General features: G+C 70.4%; 16 protein-coding genes and 3 tRNA genes. 11 read left to right on the forward strand and 8 right to left on the reverse strand.

What is annotated here, in order from left to right; all coding sequences use genetic code 11:
* Positions 1-14: 14 nt before the first annotated feature.
* A complete protein-coding gene (locus Q4V64_RS46800) occupies positions 15-1,082 on the reverse strand; it encodes an ATP-dependent DNA ligase (RefSeq protein WP_124437626.1) in 1,068 nt (355 codons plus the stop codon).
* A 74-nt stretch (positions 1,083-1,156) separates the two neighbouring features.
* Here Q4V64_RS46800 and ligD point away from each other — a divergent pair, with 74 nt between their 5' ends.
* Positions 1,157-2,194, forward strand: a complete 1,038-nt coding sequence (ligD, locus tag Q4V64_RS46805; RefSeq protein WP_124437625.1) for a non-homologous end-joining DNA ligase — start codon at positions 1,157-1,159, stop codon at positions 2,192-2,194.
* Here ligD and Q4V64_RS46810 read toward each other — a convergent pair.
* Positions 2,181-4,343, reverse strand: coding sequence for a family 16 glycoside hydrolase (locus Q4V64_RS46810; protein WP_172629020.1), 2,163 nt, complete (start codon positions 4,341-4,343; stop codon positions 2,181-2,183). The two genes, ligD and Q4V64_RS46810, sit on opposite strands and share 14 nt — an antisense overlap.
* A 44-nt stretch (positions 4,344-4,387) precedes the next feature.
* Entirely contained in the window at positions 4,388-6,877 is a 2,490-nt protein-coding gene (locus tag Q4V64_RS46815) for a ThuA domain-containing protein (RefSeq protein ID WP_172629014.1), read from the reverse strand.
* A 189-nt stretch (positions 6,878-7,066) separates the two neighbouring features.
* On the opposite strand from Q4V64_RS46815, the gene Q4V64_RS46820 reads away from it, so the two are divergent.
* Both Q4V64_RS46820 and Q4V64_RS46825 read left to right on the forward strand, forming a co-directional pair.
* Positions 7,067-8,065 carry a multicopper oxidase domain-containing protein gene (locus tag Q4V64_RS46820; protein ID WP_124437624.1) on the forward strand — a complete coding sequence of 333 codons (999 nt, stop codon included), beginning with the start codon at positions 7,067-7,069 and terminating at the stop codon, positions 8,063-8,065.
* Positions 8,066-8,182: 117 nt separating this feature from the next.
* Complete coding sequence (locus tag Q4V64_RS46825; protein ID WP_124437623.1) at positions 8,183-9,220, forward strand: LacI family DNA-binding transcriptional regulator; 1,038 nt, start codon at positions 8,183-8,185, stop codon at positions 9,218-9,220.
* A 245-nt stretch (positions 9,221-9,465) separates the two neighbouring features.
* Here the strand turns inward: Q4V64_RS46825 and Q4V64_RS46830 are convergent, their stop codons facing one another.
* A complete protein-coding gene (locus tag Q4V64_RS46830) occupies positions 9,466-10,254 on the reverse strand; it encodes a VOC family protein (protein WP_124437622.1) in 789 nt (262 codons plus the stop codon).
* Between the two features lie 293 nt (positions 10,255-10,547).
* On the opposite strand from Q4V64_RS46830, the gene Q4V64_RS46835 reads away from it, so the two are divergent.
* The 7 genes from Q4V64_RS46835 (at position 10,548) to Q4V64_RS46865 (ending at position 13,903) form a co-directional block, all read left to right on the forward strand.
* On the forward strand, positions 10,548-10,793 hold the full coding sequence (locus tag Q4V64_RS46835) for a WhiB family transcriptional regulator (RefSeq protein ID WP_172629013.1): 246 nt from the start codon (positions 10,548-10,550) through the stop codon (positions 10,791-10,793).
* A gap of 75 nt (positions 10,794-10,868) precedes the next feature.
* Positions 10,869-10,940: transfer RNA gene (locus Q4V64_RS46840), tRNA-Glu, on the forward strand.
* Between the two features lie 10 nt (positions 10,941-10,950).
* Positions 10,951-11,025: transfer RNA gene (locus tag Q4V64_RS46845), tRNA-Ala, on the forward strand.
* A 27-nt stretch (positions 11,026-11,052) separates the two neighbouring features.
* Positions 11,053-12,387 (forward strand): SDR family oxidoreductase, encoded by a 1,335-nt coding sequence (locus Q4V64_RS46850; RefSeq protein ID WP_124437620.1) that lies wholly within the window; start codon positions 11,053-11,055, stop codon positions 12,385-12,387.
* Positions 12,384-13,310, forward strand: a complete 927-nt coding sequence (locus Q4V64_RS46855; RefSeq protein WP_253266742.1) for a hypothetical protein — start codon at positions 12,384-12,386, stop codon at positions 13,308-13,310. The genes Q4V64_RS46850 and Q4V64_RS46855 overlap by 4 nt, the downstream gene beginning before the upstream one ends.
* Positions 13,311-13,373: 63 nt before the next feature.
* Positions 13,374-13,757: a hypothetical protein gene (locus Q4V64_RS46860; protein ID WP_253266741.1), complete on the forward strand. Its 384-nt coding sequence runs from the start codon at positions 13,374-13,376 to the stop codon at positions 13,755-13,757.
* Between the two features lie 70 nt (positions 13,758-13,827).
* Positions 13,828-13,903: transfer RNA gene (locus tag Q4V64_RS46865), tRNA-Trp, on the forward strand.
* A gap of 20 nt (positions 13,904-13,923) precedes the next feature.
* Here Q4V64_RS46865 and Q4V64_RS46870 read toward each other — a convergent pair.
* From Q4V64_RS46870 to Q4V64_RS46885, 4 genes are all read right to left on the reverse strand, one after another.
* Positions 13,924-14,901 (reverse strand): acyl-ACP desaturase, encoded by a 978-nt coding sequence (locus Q4V64_RS46870; protein ID WP_124437619.1) that lies wholly within the window; start codon positions 14,899-14,901, stop codon positions 13,924-13,926.
* Positions 14,902-15,106: 205 nt separating this feature from the next.
* On the reverse strand, positions 15,107-15,883 hold the full coding sequence (gene ddaH / locus Q4V64_RS46875) for a dimethylargininase (protein ID WP_124437618.1): 777 nt from the start codon (positions 15,881-15,883) through the stop codon (positions 15,107-15,109).
* 96 nt (positions 15,884-15,979) lie between these two features.
* Positions 15,980-18,235 (reverse strand): excinuclease ABC subunit UvrA, encoded by a 2,256-nt coding sequence (locus Q4V64_RS46880; RefSeq protein ID WP_124437617.1) that lies wholly within the window; start codon positions 18,233-18,235, stop codon positions 15,980-15,982.
* A 10-nt stretch (positions 18,236-18,245) separates the two neighbouring features.
* Positions 18,246-19,868 (reverse strand): ABC-F family ATP-binding cassette domain-containing protein, encoded by a 1,623-nt coding sequence (locus Q4V64_RS46885; protein WP_124437616.1) that lies wholly within the window; start codon positions 19,866-19,868, stop codon positions 18,246-18,248.
* Between the two features lie 292 nt (positions 19,869-20,160).
* Between Q4V64_RS46885 and Q4V64_RS46890 the strand changes: the two genes are divergently transcribed.
* A complete protein-coding gene (locus tag Q4V64_RS46890; RefSeq protein WP_124437615.1) occupies positions 20,161-20,811 on the forward strand; it encodes a GPP34 family phosphoprotein in 651 nt (216 codons plus the stop codon).
* The last annotated feature ends 47 nt before the right edge of the window (positions 20,812-20,858 follow it).

The following is a 20,858-nucleotide window of genomic DNA, read 5'->3' on the forward strand; positions in this document are numbered from 1 at the left end:
GATGCCGCCCTGAGTCAGAGACACCCGAAGATCTCCTCCAGGTCGTAGCGGACCGGCTCCTCCAGCTGGGCGTACGTGCAGCTCTCGGGAGTCCGGTCCGGGCGCCAGCGGCGGAAACGGGCCGTGTGCCGGAAACGCACGCCGTTCTCCATGTGGTCGTACGCCACCTCGGCCACCCGCTCCGGCCTGAGCGGCACCCAGGACAGGTCCTTCTTGCCCGACCAGCGGCTGGGCGCGCCCGGCAGCCGGGCCGTCTCGTGCGCCGCCTCGTCCGACCAGGCCGCCCAGGGGTGCCCCGCCACGTCGTCCAGGCGCAGCGGCTCCAGCTCCTCGACCAGCTCGGCGCGCCGCTTCATGGGGAAGGCGGCGGACACGCCCACGTGCTGGAGGGCGCCCCGGTCGTCGTAGAGGCCGAGGAGGAGCGAGCCGACCACGGGGCCGCTCTTGTGGAGGCGGTAGCCCGCGACGACGACGTCCGCCGTGCGCTCGTGCTTGATCTTGAACATGGCACGTTCGTCCTGGAGGTACCGCACGGTCAGCGGTTTGGCGATGACGCCGTCCAGGCCCGCCCCCTCGTACTGCTCGAACCACTGCCGCGCCACGTCGATGTCCGTCGTGGCCGGCGCCACGTGCACCGGTGCCGTCACCCCGGACAGCGCCGTCGTGAGCAGCGCCCGCCGCTCGCCCAGCGGCACGTCCAGCAGCGACCCGTCCGCCAGCGCCAGCAGGTCGAAGGCCACGAACGACGACGGCGTCTTCTCGGCCAGCATCCGCACCCGGGAGTCCGCCGGATGGATGCGCTCGGTCAGCGCGTCGAAGTCGAGGTGGCCCTCCCGGGCGATGACGATCTCCCCGTCCAGCACACAACGCTGCGGCAACCGCTCCTGGATCGCCGCCACCAGCTCGGGAAAGTACCTGGTCAGCGGCTTGCCCGTACGGCTGCCCAGCTCGACCTCGGCACCGTCGCGAAACACGATCGCCCGGAACCCGTCCCACTTCGCCTCGTAGTGCATGCCCGGCGGGATCCTCGCCACCGACTTGGCGAGCATCGGCTTCACGGGCGGCATCACCGGCAGGTCCATGGTCCGATTCTGCTCTCGTACGGCGAGAAATGCCCGGTGTGCGAGGTTCACGCGGTGCGCCTACCGTGGCTCGCATGGGCGAAGCGGTGGAACTTCAAGCGGGCGGCCGGACCGTACGGCTGTCCAGCCCCGGCAAGATTTTCTTTCCCGAGCGTGGCTTCACCAAGCTGGACCTCGCCCGGTACTACCAGGCCGTCGCCCCCGGCATCCTGCGCGCCCTGCGCGACCGGCCCACCATGCTGGAGCGCTACCCCGAGGGAGTGACCGGCGAGTCCTTCTTCCAGAAGCGGGCTCCGAAGAACATGCCCGACTGGATCCCGACCGCCCACATCACCTTCCCCAGCGGCCGCAGCGCCGACGAGATGTGCCCCACCGAGGAGGCGGCGGTGCTGTGGGCCGCCCAGTTCGGCACGCTCACCTTCCACCCCTGGCCGGTACGCCGCGACGACGTCGACCGCCCGGACGAACTGCGCATCGACCTCGACCCGCAGCCCGGCACCGACTACGAGGACGCCGTCCGGGCCTCCCACGAACTGCGCGCCGTGCTCGACGAGTTCGGCGGCCTGCGCGGCTGGCCCAAGACGTCCGGCGGCCGGGGCCTGCACGTCTTCGTGCCGATCGAACCGCGCTGGACCTTCACCCAGGTCCGGCGCGCCGCCATCGCCGTGGGGCGCGAGATGGAACGCCGGATGCCGGACCACGTGACCATCAAGTGGTGGAAGGAGGAGCGGGGCCGGCGCATCTTCCTGGACTACAACCAGACGGCCCGGGACCGCACGATCGCCTCCGCCTATTCCGTACGGCCGCGCCCGCACGCCCCGGTCTCCGCGCCCCTGCGCTGGGAGGAGGTGGGCCAGGCCCACCCGCGGGACTTCGACCTCGCGACCATGCCCGCGCGCTTCGCCGAACTCGGCGATGTGCACGCGGACATGGACGACCACCGCTTCTCGCTCGAGGCGCTCCTGGAGCTGGCGCGCCGTGACGAGCACGATCACGGGCTCGGCGATCTGCCGTACCCGCCCGAGTATCCCAAGATGCCGGGGGAACCCAAGCGGGTACAGCCGAGCAGAGCGAAGAAGGCGGTACCTCCTGAGAGACCTACAGCTCCTTGATGCGGATGTCCCGGTACGAGACCACGTCCGTCGTGCCGTGCACCTGGAGCCCGATGTAGCCGGAGGCGAACCGCCGCCCGTCCGTGCCCGGGTCGTCCGAGCGGGGCGGGGTGAAATCCTGGCCGCCGGTGTTGTCGAACTCGTTGATCAGCACGCCGTTGCGGTAGACCGAGTAGTGCTGGTCGACCACCCGGATCTCGTAGTCGTTCCAGGTTCCCTTCTGGGTGACGCCGGCACCGGCCAGCCCCACCCGGTCGAAGCCGTAGACGGAGCCCGTCTTGTACATGTCGCCGTCGGGCCGGTCGAGCACCTGCACCTCGTGCCCGTACTTGATGGCGACCCACTCCGGCCTGGACTCCTCCGGGTGGTCGTGGACCCACGGGAACCGCACGAACACACCGGAGTTGGCGTTGCCGGTGCCGGGAGCGTCGTCACGCCACTGGAGCTTCAGCGAGAAGTCGCCGTACTTGCGCTGCGGGAACCACAGCATGCCCAGGCCGGCCTTGGTGGTGCCGCTGGTGACCGACCCGTCCGGGTTCAGTGCGAACGAACCGCCGCCCACCTGCTGCCACTGGGCGAAGGACTCCGCGCTGCCGTCGAGGATCGTACGGTAGCCCTCGGTCTGGCCGGGCTTGCCGATGCCGGACTGACGGGCGGCTTTCTGGATCGCGTTGACCTCGCGCTGGTCGACGACCCCTTCCTCGAGCAGCTTGTCCAGGACCGTCCTCACGTGCTTGAGGAACAGCGCGTGGGACGTCCACTCCTTCTCGTCCTCGATCAACTCGTTGATCCGGCAACGGCTGTTGGTGACCCGGTTCGGCACGCCCGAGTCGACCGTGCCGACGATCACCGTCAACCGCTCGTCGTACTCGGGACAGTTGGGTGCCGGGACCTGACTCGACACCACCGTGAAGGTCACCGTGCGCGCCGGGGAGGTGTTGCCCGCCTTGTCGGTCGCCCGGTAGGCCACGGTGTGCGCGCCCGCACGGTCGACCACCACCGGAATGGTGTATGCAATGTACGGTCCGCCGTCGAGTGAATACTCGATCCGGTCGACACCCGACCCGCCGTGGTCGTCGGTGGCGCTCACGGTGACCTTGACGTTGCCCACATACGCTCCGGCGGAGTTCTTGGTCCCCTCGACGGTCACACCCGTCACCGGCGGTGTCGTGTCCCGCGGGGGTGCCGCGACGACCGTGAACTCGACGTTCTTCTCGGCCGCGACGTTGCCCGCCTTGTCGGTGGCGCGGTAGCGCACGGTGTGCGTGCCGACCTGATGCACCATCACAGGGGCGGTGTACGGCTGCCAGGCGCCGGAGCCGACCGCGTACTCGACCGTGTTGACGCCGGAGCCGGTGTCGGAGGCGGAGACGGTCACCGTGGCCATGTCGATGTACGCCCCGTCGGGGTTCTGCTCACCGCTCACCGTCGCCGAGGTCTCCGGCGGTGTGGTGTCGTCGGAGGACGGAGCGACGACGGTGAACTCGACGCTCTTCTCGGCGGAGGTGTTGCCCGCCTTGTCCATCGCTCGGTAGCGGACCTTGTGGCTGCCGACCTGGTCGACGACGACCGGTGCGGTATACGGTCGCCAGTCGCCCGTGTCGCCGACCGCGTACTGGATACCGTCGACACCGGACCCGCCGTCGTCCGTCGCACTGATCGCGACGCTCGCAGAACCGACGTACTCACCCTGCGTGTTCTGCGTGCCGGTCACCCTCGCCGCCGTCTGAGGCGGTGTCGTGTCCTCGCCCCCGCCCTCGGTCACCACGAGGATGCCCTGCATCTGGCCGTGGCCGGGGATCGTGCAGTGGTAGAAGTACCGGCCGGGCGTGAGCGTGACCTCGGCGGTGTGGCGGCCGCCCTGGTCGTCGTTCGGGTTGGCCAGGATGTTGAGCTGAACGTCGTTGTTGAACTCGGGATCGCTGGTCACGAACGTCAGCGTGTGCGGCATGCCGGTGGTGTTGCCGGCGGCCTCACTGTTGTCGAAGACGATCGTCGCCGGACCCGCGACGGCCGTCGCGGGCGCGGACGTGTACTTGTCGATGTCGTTGCCGGCGGTCCAGGTGAGCACCTGGGCGGCGGCCGGGCCTTCGGCAGGCTCCGCACGCACGGCCTGCGCGGTGGATGTCGACTGCAGCCCGAGCATCATCAGTACGGCGGCCAACAGGGCCGTCCAGATTCTTCGTTGCCGTCTCACTGCGCCCCCCTGGCCAGCTGGTCGGCGGCCGGCGTCTGGCCGCCGCCGGTGTAAGTCACGCGCCACAGCGCCGACTTGGTGTCCGAGGTGAAGAAGCCACGGCCGTAGTCGAGGACGTACAGCGCGCCGTCCGGACCGAACTTCCAGTCCATGAGGTTCTTGATGCCGTCGTTGCCGACCGGCACGATCTTCTTCAACGACTCCGCGTGGATGGGCAGACCGCCGGCGCCGTGGTTCTTCGGGTCGGTGATGACCGCGTGGCGCGGCTGGTCGGCGTCGTAGAAGTCGCCGACGAACCACTTGCCGTCCCAGTACGACGGCCACTTGACCTCACTGGTGGCCGAGACGTCGTCGTACCGGTAGACCGGCCCGTTCATCGCGGCCTGGCCACCGCCCTTGAGCCAAGGCAGCAGATAGGTGGCCTCCTCCTGCTTGTACGACGGGATGCCGTTCGCGTCGCGCGGGAAGTCCGGGGCGCCGCCCTGGGGCGAGTACCAGATGGTGTTGCCGGTGACTGGCGGAAGGTTGACTAGGCCGTCGTTGTTCGGCGACTCGTTCTTCGGGCGGTCGCAGTCGTACCAGCCCAGCGGCTGCGTGGGATCCGGCAGATTGCGGTCCCGGTACGGCTGCTTGTTGCCCATGCAGTACGGCCAGCCCCGGTTGCCCGCCTCGGTGATCACGGCGAACGTGTCGTACTTGGCCGGACCCCAGGTCGGGGACGGAGCGCTCGCGTCCGGGCCGACCCAGCCCGCGTACAGGACGTCGGTCCGCCGGTCGACGAAGATGCGCGCGGGATTCCGCACGCCCATCACATAGATCTCGCCGCGTGTCTTACCGCCACCCTCGTCGGTCTCCCGGCCGGTGAAGAGGTTGCCTTCCGGGAGCGTGTACGTCCCGTCGGGCTCCGGGTGGATGCGCAGGATCTTGCCGTTGAGGTTGTTGGTGTTGCCGGCGGTGCGGCGCGCGTCGGCGAAGGAGACGCCCTTGTAGTTGGGCTGGGGGTTGTTGCCCGAGTATCCACTGCTGAAGCCACTGGAGTTGTTGTCACCGGTGGCGATGTACAGGTTGCCCTTGGAGTCCCAGGCCATCCCGCCGCCCGCGTGGCAGCAACTGTGGATCTGCACCGGCCACTTGAGCAGCACCTTCTCGCTGCTCAGGTCGAGCTTGTCGGTGGCGAGGTCGAGCGTGAAGCGGGAGACACGCCGCTCGGCCATCCGCGTGTCGCGGTTGATCCGCGCGTGGGGCGTGTAGTGCAGGTACACCCAGCCGTTCTGCTCGAAGCGGGGGTCGAGTTCGATGCCGAGCAGGCCCTCCTCGACCTTGACCAGCTCGTCGCCGCCGCCCTTGTTGCCGAAGACCGTCAACTCGCCCGCGAGCGTGACCTTCTTGGTCTTCGGGTCGTAGACGTGGATCTCGCCCTTGCCCTTGCCGATGTCCGGGTTGTTCCAGTCGGTGATCACCGGCTGGGAGGAGTCGGCGCCGCCCCGCCCGATGTACAGGACGCGGCCGTCGGGTGCGGTGACCAGGCCGTGCGGCTCGCCGATCTGGTCGTTCTTCCCCGGCTGGTTGGGCTGGGTGAGCCGCTCCGCCTTGTAGTTGCCGGTGATCGTCGCCTTGCAGTCGGCCCGCACCAGACGGGTGGTCCACATCAGGGCGCCGCGCAGGTGCGCACGGAAGTCCGTCTCGTCGTACGACGAGACCGTGCCGCCCATGCCCGTGTAGAAGGAGCGGCCGCCGTCGTAGTCCCGGCACCAGCTGATCGGGTGATCCCAGCCGTTGGCGGTCGCCCCCGGCCGGTATGTCGACTCCCGTACGCGGGCGACTGTATGCACGTCACCCGACGGGTTCTTCACCCAGTTCAGCCACTGGTCGGGACGCTTCCACTGCACCGGCAGCTCCTTGGTGGCCGGATGCTGCCGATCGCCGACCTCGACGGTCGCCCGCTGCACGGTCGTAGGGCTGGACGCGGCGGGGCGGGCGCCCACCAGACCGGTGAACCAGTCCGAGTACGGCTCCGCACGGGCCGCGTCATGGATGCCGACGAAACCGCCGCCGGCCTCCATGTAGGCCTCCAGGCCCGCCTCCTGCTCGGCGTCGAGGACGTCTCCGCCGCCGGTCAGGAACACGATCGCGTTGTACCGGCCCAGTTTCGTGTCATTGGTGAAGACCGAGGCGTCGTCGGTGGCCTCGACCTTGAAACGCTGGTTCGCCGGTCCGGACAGGCCGATCCTCTCGATGGCCTCGATGCCGGCGTTCACCACCGGCGACTCGTCCCCGGCCGCGGCGGACCCGTGGAACAGCAGCACTCGTACGTTCGCGCCGCCGGGCGGCGACTTGACGGACATCGTTGTCGGGGACGGTTCAGGGGCCGGGCGGGCGGTGGCCGCGGGGCCCGACAGCAGTCCGGCGGCGACGGCCCCGGCGGTCACGGTGGCCGCCCAGGCCCGTCTTCTCGCGCTTGTTGTGCTCAACCCTCGTAAGTGCATGGGCACCTCCTCGGTCACAGCAACGGCGCAAAGGAAGCTAGACCTCTTTGCCCCACGCGCCAATACCTATGACCGCAATGGCACGAACTTTGTCCTGAGTGTGGATAAACGGGAGCGGGGCCGGTACCGTCGCACAGGTTCATCACAGGTACGTCTCCGCAAATTCCGTATCAGGGTGGGGAGTTCCGCATGGACAGACGCGGATTCAACCGGCGGGTGCTGCTGGGCGGCGCGGCCGTCGTGGGTGGTGGGGTCGCCGCGACATCGTTGTCCCTGGCCCCCGAGGCCGTCAGTGCCGAGGGACCGGCGAGGACGGCCCCGGCCGGCGGCCAGGTCAAGCGCATCAAGCTGTACGCCGAGAGGCTGGCCGGCGGGCAGATGGGCTACGGCCTCGAGAAGGGGAAGGCGACGATCCCCGGGCCGCTGATCGAGCTCAACGAGGGCGACACCCTGCACATCGAGTTCGAGAACACGATGGATGTCGCGGTGAGCCTGCACGTCCACGGCCTCGACTACGAAATCACCAGCGACGGCACGAAGTTGAACAAGAGCGATGTCGAACCCGGCGGCACCCGCACCTACACCTGGCGCACCCACGCCCCCGGCCGCCGCAAGGACGGCACCTGGCGGGCCGGCAGCGCGGGATACTGGCACTACCACGACCACGTCGTCGGCTCGGAGCACGGCACCGGCGGTCTCCGCAACGGCCTGTACGGCGCGGTGATCGTCCGCCGCAAGGGAGACGTCCTGCCCGACCGGACGCACACGATCGTCTTCAACGACATGCTGATCAACAACAAGCCGGCGCACTCCGGGCCCGACTTCGAGGCCACGGTGGGAGATCGCGTCGAGTTCGCGGTGATCACGCACGGCGAGTTCTACCACACGTTCCACATGCACGGTCACCGCTGGGCGGACAACCGTACGGGCATGCTCACCGGCCCCGACGACCCGAGTCAGGTCATCGACAACAAGATCACCGGCCCGGCCGACTCATTCGGCTTCCAGGTGATCGCGGGCGAGGGCGTCGGGGCAGGGGCGTGGATGTACCACTGCCATGTGCAGAGCCACTCCGACATGGGGATGGTGGGGCTGTTCCTGGTGAAGAAGCCGGACGGGACGATCCCCGGCTACGAGCCGCACGAACACCGGACCGTGTCCGAGGCCGAATCCGGGCACGAGCGCTGACGGGCCAAGGGCGCCGACGCTGCGGGAAGGCCGTCGGTGAAGGGGTCGAGAGCGCTCTCACGCCGGTGGTGGGGCCAAGGCTATCCTGAGCCGCACCCACCGACTTGGAGCCCCGTAGTGACCGACACAGTGCCGCGCCCCACGCTGGAGGCCGTGGCCGCCCGGGCCGGGGTCTCGCGGGCCACCGCCTCCCGTGTGGTCAACGGCGGGGACGGGGTGCGCGAGCCCCTCGTCGAGCGGGTGCGGCGGGCGGTGGAGGAACTCGGGTACGTGCCGAACCAGGCGGCCCGCAGTCTGGTGACCAAACGCCACGACGCCGTCGCCGTCGTCGTCGCCGAACCGGAGACCCGCGTCTTCGCCGACCCCTTCTTCGATCTGCAACTGCGCGGCATCAGCAAGGAGTTGACCGCCCACGACAACCAGCTCGTGCTGCTGCTCACCGAGGGCCGCGACGACCACGCCCGCGTCGGCCGCTATCTCGGCGGCGGTCATGTCGACGGAGCGCTGGTGTTCTCGCTGCATCTCGACGACCCGCTGCCGGAACTGATCCAACGGGCCGGAGTCCCGACCGTGTTCGGCGGCCGGCCCGGTTGGAGCGGCGATCGGCACGGTGTGGTGTACGTCGACAGCGACAACCGCGGCGGCGCCCGCGAGGCCGTACGCCATCTCGTCGGCCTCGGCCGCACCCGGATCGCGCACATCACCGGGGCCCTCGACCAGACTTCGGCGGTGGACCGGCTCGACGGCTACCGGGACGTCATGGTGGACGCCGACTCGCGGCTGATCGTGGAGGGCGACTTCACCCCGGCCGGGGGCGAACGGGCGATGCGTGAACTCCTCGACCGCCGCCCGGACCTGGACGCCGTCTTCGCCGCGAACGACCTCGCCGCCTCGGGCGCCCTGCGCGTGCTGCGCGAGCGCGGGCTGAGGGTGCCCGAGGACGTTGCCGTGATCGGCTTCGACGACATGCTGCCCGTCGCCGAACAGACCGATCCGCCGCTCACGACGGTCCGCCAGGACATCGAGGAGATGGGCCGGTTGATGGCCCGCCTGCTGCTGCGCGGCCTCGACCGGCACCCCACCCCTGACGAGGCGGGAGCCACTCCGTCCGGTGTCGTCCTGCCGACGACGCTGGTGCGCCGCGCGTCGGCGTGACCCCTACCTAGTGCCGCGGCAGGCAACGTTTGCCCGTCAAGGAGCGGCGTCCGGTGCGTGCTCTCGGCGTGCCGGGCGCAGGCCCTCGTACTGGATGTACTTGGGTCTGTGCCCGGTGCGGCGAGTGGGGGCACCTCCCACGCCTTTAGGGCAGTGGGGGAGCGTGCCGGGCGTCGCGACGGGGCAAACGTTGCCTGCCGCGGCACTAGTCATCTACCTGGTCATCCACTTGCTCATGTACTAGGTCACGTCTGCGGCGGGGCGCTCTTGATCACCGCGAAGCGGGCGCCGTACGGGTCGGCGAGTTCGGCGATGCGGCCGACGTTCTCCAGGTCCGAGGCCGGCAGGCGCAGGACGCCGCCCCGCTCCTGCGCCGCGGCGACCGTGGCGTCGGCGTCCAGGACCTCGAAGTAGGGCAGCCAGGCCCCGGCCTTCTCCTTGGTCGGATCGTCCTCCAGCGGGACGATGCCGCCGAACATGGCGTCCGACTCGGTCCCCGCCGGGTGGACGGTGGTGTAGCTGACCCCGGCGAGCGTGAGGGCGGTGGTCTCCCAGCCGAACAATCTGTTGTAGAACCCGGCGGCCGCCGGGAGGTCCGGGGTGTACAGCTCCAGCCAGCACAGCGACCCCGGTTTCTCCACGACCTCCAGGCCCTTGTTGGCCGCGGGCTGCCAGATACCGAAGGGCACACCCGCCTGGTCGGCGAGGATCGCCATGCGGCCCTGGTCCAGGACGTCCATGGGCTGCATGAGCACCGAGCCGTGCGCCTGCTCGGCCGCCTTCGCCGTGGCGTCCGCGTCCGGGGTCTGGAAGTACACCGTCCAGGACGGCGGGCCCTGGTCAGGGGTGGTCTGCATGCCGCCCGCGGCCGTCCTGCCGTCGAGCTGGAAGAAGCCGTAGCCGCCCACCTCGGGTCCGCCCGGGCGGAACTCCCAGCCGAAGAGGCCGCCGTAGAAGGAGGAGGCGCCGTCGATGTCGGGTGTGCCGAGATCGAGCCAGTTCGGAGAGCCGGTGACAAAGCGGGTGGTGAGCATCTCTGCCCTCCTTTGAGGTGCCCGTTCTTTGAGGGTCCCCGTCCTGAGAGGTCCCGTTGCCTGCACTGCCGAGTCTTGCACCGCCCACTGACATTGATACTCGTACGCGGGCATGCCGCCCGACCTCGATCACACTGGGTGACCGCAGAAACTCATATCGTCGTCACATCCTCCCGCGCGCCGCCGTGCGCTCGGGTGCCCGACCCCGTCATGATCGGACGGCCGACCGCCATGAACGAGGCGTTGATCGGGCGTTGATCGAACGTTTTTCGCCGCCCGGAACGATCTCGCTCATGCACATCGACACGATCACCCCGGCCGACCTCGCCTGGCAGACGCAGGCGCTGTGCGCGCAGACCGGGGCGGACTTCTTCTTTCCCGAGCCGGGCAGTTCGGTGCGCGAGGCCAAGCGCATCTGCGGCATGTGCGAGATGCGCACCGCCTGCCTGGAGTACGCGCTGGCGAACGACGAGCGCTTCGGCGTCTGGGGCGGCCTGTCGGAGAAGGAGCGGCTGCACCTCAGGCGCACGACCCACTGACCCGCCGGTCCCTGGTCGCGGCGCGTAAATCGGTAGGCCCGGCCGACGACCCGCCGTTACGATCGCCGGGCGCGGCCGGACGTAGCGCAGAGGCAGTCGCGCCGCCTTCTCAGGGCGGACACGCCGGTTCGAATCCGGTCGTCCGGACCGCGCGGGTGGGCCGGTAGCGCAGAGGCAGGCGCACTTCCATGGCATGGAGGACACGCCGGTTCGAATCCGGCCCGGCCCACCACAGAGCGGCACGGACGGGCGGGGACACATGAGTGACGCGATCGGCGCGGAGGAGCTGGCCGCCTTCCACCGCACGGTGGGCAAACTGCGGGCGCTGCCCGCCGACGACCCGGTACGCCTGCGCGCCGAGCAGGTCGCCGCCTCCTTCGCCCGAGAGGGCCGGCTGCGGCGGCGAAAGACCCGCGGCGTCGAACTGTCCGCCGCTGACGCCGAGGGGATGGCCGCGACCGCCACCGGCGCCCGCGACCGGCGCGAGGACGCACCGCTGGCCCTGGAAGACGGCCGTACCGGCGGGGTCTTCCGCAAGCCGCGCACCTGCTACGTCTGCAAGTCGCCCTATCGACAGGTCGATTCCTTCTACCACCGGCTGTGCCCCGAGTGCGCCGCGCACAACACCGCCCGCCGCGGCCTGAGCACCGACCTGAGCGGGCGCCGCGCACTGCTCACCGGCGGCCGGGTGAAGATCGGCTTCCAGTTGGCGCTGATGATGCTGCGGGACGGCGCCGAGCTGCTGGTCACCTCACGCTTCCCGCACGACACCGTGCGCCGCTTCCGGGCCGAGGCGGGCAGCGAGAAGTGGCTCGACCGGCTGACCGTCCTCGCCGTCGACCTGCGCGACCCGCGTCAGGTGCTGGGCCTGTGCGAGGAGTTGCGGCAGGAGGGCGAGCCACTGGACATCCTCGTCAACAACGCCGCCCAGACCGTGCGCAGGCCGCCCGAGTCGTACGCACTGCTCGCCGCCGGCGAGTACGAGGCGCTGCCCGAGGGAGCCCGCCGGGCGCCCGGCTTCGCGCCGCTGCGGATGCTGGAGTCAGGGGCGTCTTCCCTGCCCGTCGCGCTGCGCGAGGCCGACGAGGCCGGGCTGCTGCCCGACCCGTCCCCGGAGAACTCCTGGTCGGCCCGGCTCGGCGACCTGGACCCGGCCGAGGTCCTGGAGACCCAGCTCGTCAACGCGCTCGCCCCGACCCTGCTGTGCGACCGCCTGCTGCCCCTGCTGCTCGCCTCCCCGCACCCGCGCCGGTACGTGGTCAACGTGACCGCCGTGGAGGGCCGGTTCGCCGTGCGCAACAAGATGGCCGGCCATCCGCACACCAACATGGCCAAGGCCGCGCTCAACATGCTCACCCGCACCAGCGCCGCCGAACTCGCCGGGCAGGGCGTGCACATGTGCGCCGTCGACACCGGATGGATCACCGACGAGAACCCGGCACCGAAGAAGGCCCGGATGGCGGACGCGGGCTTCCGCACGCCGCTGGACGTGGTGGACGGGGCGGCACGCGTGTACGACCCCATCGTGCGCGGCGAGGCCGGGCATCCCGTGTCCGGGGTGTTCCTCAAGGACTACCGGGAGGCGCAGTGGTGAGCGAGGAGCCGCAGGGGACGCCGGAGGGCTTCGCCGGTGTGCCGTACGTCGTGCCGCGTCCGCTCGCCGAACTGGGCCCGCTGCTCGACTGGTTGCGGGCCGGCCGCCCGGCCGGGGAGCGCCTGGACTTCACGGCCGGCACCGCCCTGCCCGACGGGCGCCTCGACCTGTGCAAGCAGGGACTCGGCGCGCGGGGCGCCGCCCTGGTCGCCGAGGCGCTGTCCCAAGGACCGTCTCCGGTACGGCACTTGCTGCTCGGCACCGATGCCCTGGGCGACGCCGGTGCCGCCGCCGTGGCCGGGACGGGCACGGCCGTCGAGACGCTCTACCTCGGCTGCAACGGCATCACCACGAACGGCGCCTGCCGGATCGCCGACCAGCTAAGGGCTTCTCCGCAGGCGCAGGCGCAGGCCGTCACCGGCGTCTGGCTCAAACGCAACCCGCTGGGCAGCGGGGGAGGACGGGCGGCGGCCGAACTCCTGGAATCCGCACGGTCGTTGCGCACTCTGGACCTGGTCCAGACCGGCCTCGACGCGGCGGGCGCCACCGTCCTCGCCGACGCACTGCTGGCGGCGGCCGCGGGCGGGCGTCGTATCGAGCGGCTCTTCGTCGGCGGCAACCCGCTGGGAGCAGCGGGTGCGGAGCCGCCTGCCGCGGTGATCGCCGCGGGCGCGATCGACGAACTGTACGTCTCGGCGGCCGGGTTGGGCGACGCGGGCGCGCTGTGCCTCGCCGACGCCCTGGAGCGGGCGCCGTACGGACGGCTCACCCGGCTGTCCGTCGCTAGTGCCGCGGCAGGCAACGTTTGCCCCGTCGCGACGCCCGGCACGCACTCTCGCCGCACCGGGCACAGACCCAAGTACATCCAGTACGAGGGCCTGCGCCCGGCACGGCGAGAGCACGCACCGGACGCCGCTCCTTGACGGGCAAACGTTGCCTGCCGCGGCACTAGCAACGGCATCGGACCGCGGGCGGCGGCCCGGCTCGTGTCGGCGGCGACCGCGGCCGGGGTCACCCTGCTGGACCTCGGCCGGGTACGGGCGGTGGCGGTGCTTGGCGCGGCCGACAACCACATCGACCTGGCAGCCGCCGAGACGATCGCCGAGGCCCTCGCGGGCACGGCCCACCGCCTCAAGCACCTCGTCCTCACCCACACCGGGCTGCGCAGCCGCGAGGCCCACCGTCTCCTCGACACCGCGCCCCGCGCCACCACGGCCACCCGCTTCGTGCTGGGCCGGGGCGTCGCAGCGAGCGTCAAGCGCCGCCTGGACGCGCTCAGCGCGCACGTGCCGGCCCCGACGGTCCCGGCCGACGTGGCGGCCGTACGCAGCGTGCACCGGACCGCCCACGAGGAGCGGCCGGTTCACTGAGGCCTGTTCGGCGGATCAGGTCGCAGACGGGGGTCTGGCACGTACCTCTGCCCTAAGCTCTGCCTCAAGGGCGGGGTCGTAGCGCAGAGGCAGGCGCGCCGGTCTCCAGAACTGGAACACGCTGGTTCGAATCCAGCCGCCCCGCACCCTGACGGCACGGCGGCTGTCAGGCGCCCGCCCGGGCCGCCATCCGGGCCTTGCGCGCCGCCAGCTTCTCGTCGAACTTGGAGGCCTCCGAGTCCAGGCCGCTCATGTACAGGCCCAGCTCCTCCTGCGCCTTGAGGCCCTCCGGGCCGAGACCGTCGATCTCCAGGACCTTCAGGAAGCGCAGGACGGGCTGGATGACGTCGTCGTGGTGGATGCGCATGTTGTAGATCTCGCCGATCGCCATCTGCGCGGCGGCCCGCTCGAAGCCGGGCATGCCGTGACCGGGCATGCGGAAGTTCACGATCACGTCGCGCACCGCCTGCATCGTCAGGTCGGGCGCGAGGTCGAAGGCGGCCTTCAGCAGGTTGCGGTAGAAGACCATGTGGAGGTTCTCGTCGGTCGCGATGCGCGCCAGCATGCGGTCGCAGACCGGGTCACCCGACTGGTGGCCGGTGTTGCGGTGCGAGACGCGGGTCGCCAGCTCCTGGAAGGCGACGTAGGCCACCGAGTGCAGCATCGAGTGGCGGTTGTCCGACTCGAAGCCCTCGCTCATGTGGGCCATCCGGAACTGCTCCAGCTTGTCCGGGTCCACCGCGCGCGAGGTGAGCAGGTAGTCGCGCATCACGATGCCGTGCCGGCCCTCCTCGGCGGTCCAGCGGTGCACCCAGGTGCCCCAGGCGCCGTCACGGCCGAAGAGGCTGGCGATCTCGTGGTGGTAGCTGGGGAGGTTGTCCTCGGTGAGCAGGTTCACCACCAGCGCGATCCGGCCGATCTCGGTGACCTTGGACTGCTCCTTCTCCCAGGCCTCGCCGTCCTCGAAGATGCCCGGGAAGTTCCGGCCGTCGCTCCACGGCACGTACTCGTGCGGCATCCAGTCCTTGGCGACGCTCAGGTGGCGGTTGAGCTCCTTCTCGACGACTTCCTCCAGCGCGTACAGCAGCCGGGCGTCGGTCCAGGCCGAGGACGGGCTGCCGAGGTGAGGGGAAGTGATCGTCACGGGTACTCCAGGGGGACGCGGAAATGGGGTACGAGTCGGCGAGCGGTGCCGGCAACCTACGGAATCGTAGGCTACGAATCCGTAGGTTACGAAGCCGTAGGTTAAAGGCGCTGTAAAGATCCCTGATCAGCCGTGTTCCCCGAGCATGACAAACGGCCCCGGGAACCGCAGGTCCCGCGTCCGAACGGGTGGTGCGCTCACCCGGTCATGCATACAGTCCGCGCATCCGCACCGAGAGGCATGTCACACAGCCCTCGAGCTTCTCGAACTCGCTGATGTCGACCAGGACCGGCTCGTGGCCCAGGTCGGCGAGCAACTCCGCGGTCTTCGGCGCGCTCGCCGCCATCAGCAGCTTCTCGCCGCCCAGCAGCACCACGTGCGACCCGGACTCCTCCGGCACCGACAAGAAGCGCGGGAACAGTGACGGCTTGTCCACCTTGGGGATGTGCCCGACGACCGTCCCGTCGGGCAGCGCGGTGACCGACGACTTCAGGTGCAGCACCTTGCTCACCGGCACGGCGACGATCCGCGCCCCGAGCGGCTCGAAGGCGGCCCGCAGCTGCTGGACGCCGGCCGCGTTCGTGCGGCCGCCCCGGCCGACGTAGACCGTGTCGTCGATCTTCAGCACGTCACCGCCGTCCAGCGTCCCCGGCTCCCATATCCAGTTCACCGAGCAGCCCAGGCGGGCCACGGCCTCCTCGACGCCCATCGTTTCGGCACGCCGGGACCGTGCGCCCGGACGGGTGATCAGCGCGACGTTCTTGTACATGACGACCGTGTCCTCGACGAACACCGAGTCGGGACAGTCGTCGGCCGGGTCCACCTCGATCGTCTCCCAGCCGTGCGTACGCAGGACCTCGACATACGCCTCCCACTGTTCGAGCGCGAGATCGACATCGACCTTCTCCCGCTCGATGTGCGTCACCAGGCCTTCGGCGAGACGCGGGCTGGGGCGGCGGACGAGGGCCTTCTTGCTGGGCACGAGGGAACTCCGTATCGGCGGGGCAGGTCCGGCGCCGTGTCGCGGCGTCGATCAGCCATCATGCAGCGCCGGTCCGCGCCGGCAAAACCCTCGTTGTCAGGCTGTGGCCCTCCTGAGATGCTCCGCCGTGTGGGAGTCCCGTGCTTCGAGGAGCTGTCGCGGAGTTCCTTCGAAGATCACCCGACCCCCGTCCCGGCCTCCGTCCGGGCCGAGGTCGATGATCCGGTCGGCGTGCGCCACGACGTCCAGGTTGTGCTCGACCACCACCACCGTGTTGCCGGCGTCGACCAGCCGGTCCAGCAGGGCCAGCAGGCCCTCGACGTCCGCCATGTGCAGCCCGGTCGTCGGTTCGTCGAGCACATACACCGCCCCCGTCCGATGCAGCCGCGTGGCCAGCTTGATGCGCTGCCGCTCACCGCCGGACAAGGTGGACAGCGGCTGGCCGAGCGTGAGGTAGGTGAGTTCGACGTCACGCAGGGCGCGCAGCCGGCGCCGTACGCCCGAGTCGTCGAAGAAGCCGAGTGCCTGATCGGCCGTCATCTCCAGGACGTCCGCGATGGAGTTGCCCCCGACGGTCAGCCGCAGCACCTCGTCCCTGAAGCGCCGCCCCTCGCAGTCGTGGCAGGTCGTCGTCACCGGATCCATGAAGGCGAGGTCGGTGTAGATGATCCCGCGACCCTCACAAGTGCCGCACGCGCCGGTGGAGTTGAAGCTGAAGAACCCCGGCTCCGCCCCCGTCTCGCGCGCGAAGAGCTTCCGTACCGTGTCCATGATCCCGATGTACGTCGCCGGAGTCGACCGCGCCGAGATCCCGATCGACGACTGGTCCACGACGACGGCGTCCGGATGGCCGTCGGTGAACTCCGCGACCAGCGTGCTCTTCCCGGACCCGGCGACCCCGGTCACCACGGTCAGCACCCCGGTCGGGAACTCGACGGTCACGTCCCGAAGGTTGTGCCGGTCGGCGCCCTTCACCCACAAACCGCCGGTGGCCGTACGCGCCTCTTCCTTGAGTGCGGTACGCCGACGCAGGCACCGCCCGGTCAGCGTCTCCGTCCCGGCCAGCTCGTCCGGCGTCCCCTCGAACACCACCCGCCCGCCCCGCGCACCGGCCCCCGGCCCCATGTCGACCACGTGGTCGGCGAGCGCGATGACGTCCGGATCGTGCTCGACGACCAGCACGGTGTTCCCCTTGTCGCGCAGCCGCAGCAGCAGGTCGCCGAGCCGGCCGACGTCCCGCGGGTGCAGGCCGACGCTGGGCTCGTCGAAGATGTACGTCATCCCGGTCAGGCTGGAGCCCAGGTGCCGCACCGTCTTCAGTCGCTGCCCCTCGCCGCCGGAGAGCGTCGCGGTCTCCCGGTCGAGGCTGAGGTAGCCGAGGCCGATCGCGTCGATGCGTTCGAGCGCCGTGATCGCGGCCCCGGCGATGGGGGCGGCGACCGGGTCGTCGATCTCCTTCAGTACGGCGACGAGGTCGGTGACCTGCATCCGCGTGCAGTCGGCGATGTTCCGGCCGCCGATCCGGGTGGCCAGTGCCGCCTGGTTGAGGCGGGCGCCGTGGCAGGCCGGGCAGGTGCCTTCGGCCAGGAAGTCCCGCACCAGGTCACGGGTCTTCTGGCTCATGGCCGACAGGTCGCGCTTGAGGTACAGCCGCTCGAACCGGTCGGCGAGCCCCTCGTACTCCGTGGTCCAGGTGCCGCCACCGCCGTTGACGGTGACCTTGCTGCCGGGCCGGCCGCGCATCAGGAACTCCCGCTCGGCGGCCGTGAACTCACCGACCGGCTTGTGCGGGTCGAGTTCGCCGGTGTTCGTGTACGCCTGCCCCTGCCAGGTGCCCGCCGCGAACGGCGGGAAGCGGACCGCCCCGTCCGCCAGCGAGCGGCCGGAGTCCAGCACGCGGTCCCAGTCCGGCCGTACCGTCCGGCCCAGGCCGTCGCACTGCGGGCACATGCCCGACGGGTCGTTGAACGAGTACGCCGTCGCCGGCCCGGCGCTCGGGGTGCCGTGCCGGGAGAACAGCACCCGGATCACCGAGTAGATGTCGGTCATCGTGCCGACCGTGGACCGGGAGTGGCCCCCGATCGGCCGCTGGTCGACGACGATGGCCGGCGTGAGGTCCTCCAGCGCGTCGGCGTGCGGGCGCTCGTACTTGGGCAGCCGGTTGCGCACGAACCAGGTGAACGTCTCGTTCAGCTGGCGCTGCGACTCGACCGCGATCGTGTCGAAGACGACGGACGACTTCCCCGATCCCGAAACGCCGGTGAACACGGTCAGCCGGCCTTTCGGGATGCGGAGGGTGATGTCCCTGAGGTTGTTCTCCCGGGCTCCGGTGAGGGTGATGAATGCGGGCATGCACCCGACGCTAGGCGGGATACCCGACAGCTTCTGGCGTGATTTCCTGGAGTTCTCCGTCCAGCAGCAGCCAGCGGGTGATGCCGATCGACTCCAGGAACGGCACGTCGTGGCTGGCCACGATCAGCGCCCCCTCGTACGACTCCAGGGCCGTGGTGAGCTGCCGTACGCTCGCCATGTCCAGGTTGTTCGTCGGCTCGTCCAGCATCAGCAGCTGCGGTGCCGGCTCGGCCAGCATCAGCGCGGCCAGTGCCGCCCGGAAGCGTTCGCCGCCGGACAGCGTCGCCGCCTTCTGATCGGCTCGGCCACCCCGGAACAGGAAGCGGGCAAGGCGTGCCCGGATCCGGTTCTTGGTGGCGCCCGGAGCGAACCGGGCCACGTTCTCGGCGACGGACAGCTCGCCGTCGAGCACGTCCAGCCGCTGCGGCAGGAACCGCAGCGGGACGTGCGCCTTCGCCTCACCCGACACCGGCTCCAGCTCCCCGGCGATCGTCCGCAGCAGCGTGGTCTTGCCCGCGCCGTTGCGCCCGATCAGCGCGATCCGCTCCGGGCCGCGCAGATCGAAACCGCCCGCCACGCGCGCGCCGTACGCGAGCTGAAGATCCAGCAGGGTGAGGACGTCGCGGCCCGGCGGTACGGCCGTGTACGGCAGGTCGACGCGGATCACGTCGTCGTCCCGTACGGCCTCCACCGCCTCGTCGAGCCGCTCCTTGGCCTCGGCGAGCTTCTCCTCGTGCATGATGCGGTGCTTGCCCGCGGAGACCTGCGCCGAGCGCTTCTTCAGCTTCATCACCGCCCTGGGCTCGCGCTTGTTGTCGTACATCTTGTTGGCGTAGCGGGTCCGCCTGGCCAACTTCGTGTGGGCTTCGACGAGTTCGCGTTTCTGCTTCTTCAGATCGGCCTCCGCGACCCGGACCATCCGCTCCGCCGCCTCCTGTTCGGTGGCGAGCGCCTCCTCGTAGGCGGAGAAGTTGCCGCCGTACCAGGTGATCTCCCCGGCGCGCAGATCGGCGATCTGGTCCACCAGGTCCAGCAGTTCGCGGTCGTGGCTGACCACGACCATGACCCCCGGCCAGGCGGCCACGGCCGCGTACAGCCGCCTGCGCGCATACAGGTCCAGGTTGTTGGTGGGCTCGTCGAGCAGCAGGACGTCAGGCCGGCGCAGCAGCAGCGCGGCCAGCCGCAGCAGCACCGACTCGCCACCTGAGAGCTCGCCGAGGGTGCGGTCCAACTCGATGTGGCCGAGCCCGAGTTCGCCGAGCGTGGCGAGGGCTCGCTCTTCCACGTCCCAGTCGTCACCGACCGTCTCGAAGTGCTCCTCGGCCACGTCACCCGCCTCGATGGCGTGCAGCGCGACCCGCTGCGCGGCGATACCGAGGGCCTCGTCGACGCGTAGTGCGGTGTCGAGCGTGACGTTCTGCGGGAGGTAGCCGACCTCGCCGGCCACGCGGACGGTGCCGTCGGCGGGGGTGAGTTCCCCGGCGATCAGCTTCAACAGGGTTGATTTTCCTGACCCGTTGATGCCGACGAGCCCGGTCCGGCCGGGGCCGAAGGCGACGTCGAGGTCCTCGAAGACGGGGGTGCCGTCGGACCAGGTGAAGGAGAGGGAGGTACAGGTGATGGCAGTAGGCATGCGGGCCTCCGCGGTTGCTCGAAGTGATCAGGGGCAAACGCGTATCGAGACACCGGCGACCAACGGGGGAGAAGCCCCGGGGGCATGAGAAAAGCCCTGCTCCGGAGGACGGCTCGAACGCCGAGGTCGCACGCGGCGCACACACCTCGAGGGTGTGACGCGGTGTCTCAGGACCTCAGACGAGCAACGTCCTTCTCCAATCGACGGCAACAGGACCGCTGTACACCGTAGGAGCCGCCTCCGGGGCTGTCAACGCATTAACGTGACCCCCTCACCGCACCAAGGAGGCCCCGTGCCCAACGGCTCGCTCTCGCTGCCGGCCCGGCTCTACCTGCTGGCCTGGGACACCGCGAGGCCGGAGGCCACTGATGCCGCCGGCCCGCACCACCTGGTCCGGGCCGGCGCCCTCACCGACCTGGTCCGGCGCGGCCTGCTCACCGACGAGGACGGCGTCGCCACGCCCGTGGACCTGGACTCCCGCACCGGGGACGCCGTCCTGGACGGGCTGCTGGAGCTCGTCCGGGAGTCCCGCCCGCACCGGTGGCGGGCCTGGGTGACGCTGCGGGCTCGGGTCACCCTGGACGCCGTACGGGAGCAGCTGACCGCCGAGGGCTACCTGCGCGCGGAGAAGAGCCGGGTCCTCGGGGTGTTCCCGACCGTGGAGTACGCCCTGGAGCACGTCGCCGCCGTCCGGGCGTTGCAGGAGGAGGCGCGCCGGTTTCTCCAAGGTCCGGTGCCGGTCGAGGAGGTCTCCGACCGGGACGCGGCCGTCGTGGCCTTGGCCGCCGCGGCCGAGCTGCGCACGCTGCTGCCGGGCAAGGACCGCACAGGCCACGGGCAGCGGCTGGAGGAGCTGACCGAACGGAGCTTGGCGGCCTCGCCCGTGCTGCGGAGGGCCCTGCCCGAAGTGCTGATGGCGGTGTCCGCACCTGCCGGTGGCTGAGTCCGCACGTCGATGTCGGATTCCTGCCAGCCGGCGGCCGGCCACGG

Source organism: Streptomyces sp. NL15-2K, from assembly GCF_030551255.1.
In the GTDB taxonomy this organism is placed as follows: Bacteria; Actinomycetota; Actinomycetes; order Streptomycetales; family Streptomycetaceae; genus Streptomyces.

What these genes read in the sequence shown, in the direction of transcription:
- Q4V64_RS46800 (WP_124437626.1), bottom strand. Translation starts at nt 1,082, where the DNA reads ATGGACCTGCCGGTGATGCCGCCCGTGAAGCCGATGCTCGCCAAGTCG.
- ligD (WP_124437625.1), top strand. Translation starts at nt 1,157, where the DNA reads ATGGGCGAAGCGGTGGAACTTCAAGCGGGCGGCCGGACCGTACGGCTG.
- Q4V64_RS46810 (WP_172629020.1), bottom strand. Translation starts at nt 4,343, where the DNA reads ATGATGCTCGGGCTGCAGTCGACATCCACCGCGCAGGCCGTGCGTGCG.
- Q4V64_RS46815 (WP_172629014.1), bottom strand. Translation starts at nt 6,877, where the DNA reads ATGCACTTACGAGGGTTGAGCACAACAAGCGCGAGAAGACGGGCCTGG.
- Q4V64_RS46820 (WP_124437624.1), top strand. Translation starts at nt 7,067, where the DNA reads ATGGACAGACGCGGATTCAACCGGCGGGTGCTGCTGGGCGGCGCGGCC.
- Q4V64_RS46830 (WP_124437622.1), bottom strand. Translation starts at nt 10,254, where the DNA reads ATGCTCACCACCCGCTTTGTCACCGGCTCTCCGAACTGGCTCGATCTC.
- Q4V64_RS46835 (WP_172629013.1), top strand. Translation starts at nt 10,548, where the DNA reads ATGCACATCGACACGATCACCCCGGCCGACCTCGCCTGGCAGACGCAG.
- Q4V64_RS46850 (WP_124437620.1), top strand. Translation starts at nt 11,053, where the DNA reads ATGAGTGACGCGATCGGCGCGGAGGAGCTGGCCGCCTTCCACCGCACG.
- Q4V64_RS46880 (WP_124437617.1), bottom strand. Translation starts at nt 18,235, where the DNA reads ATGCCCGCATTCATCACCCTCACCGGAGCCCGGGAGAACAACCTCAGG.
- Q4V64_RS46885 (WP_124437616.1), bottom strand. Translation starts at nt 19,868, where the DNA reads ATGCCTACTGCCATCACCTGTACCTCCCTCTCCTTCACCTGGTCCGAC.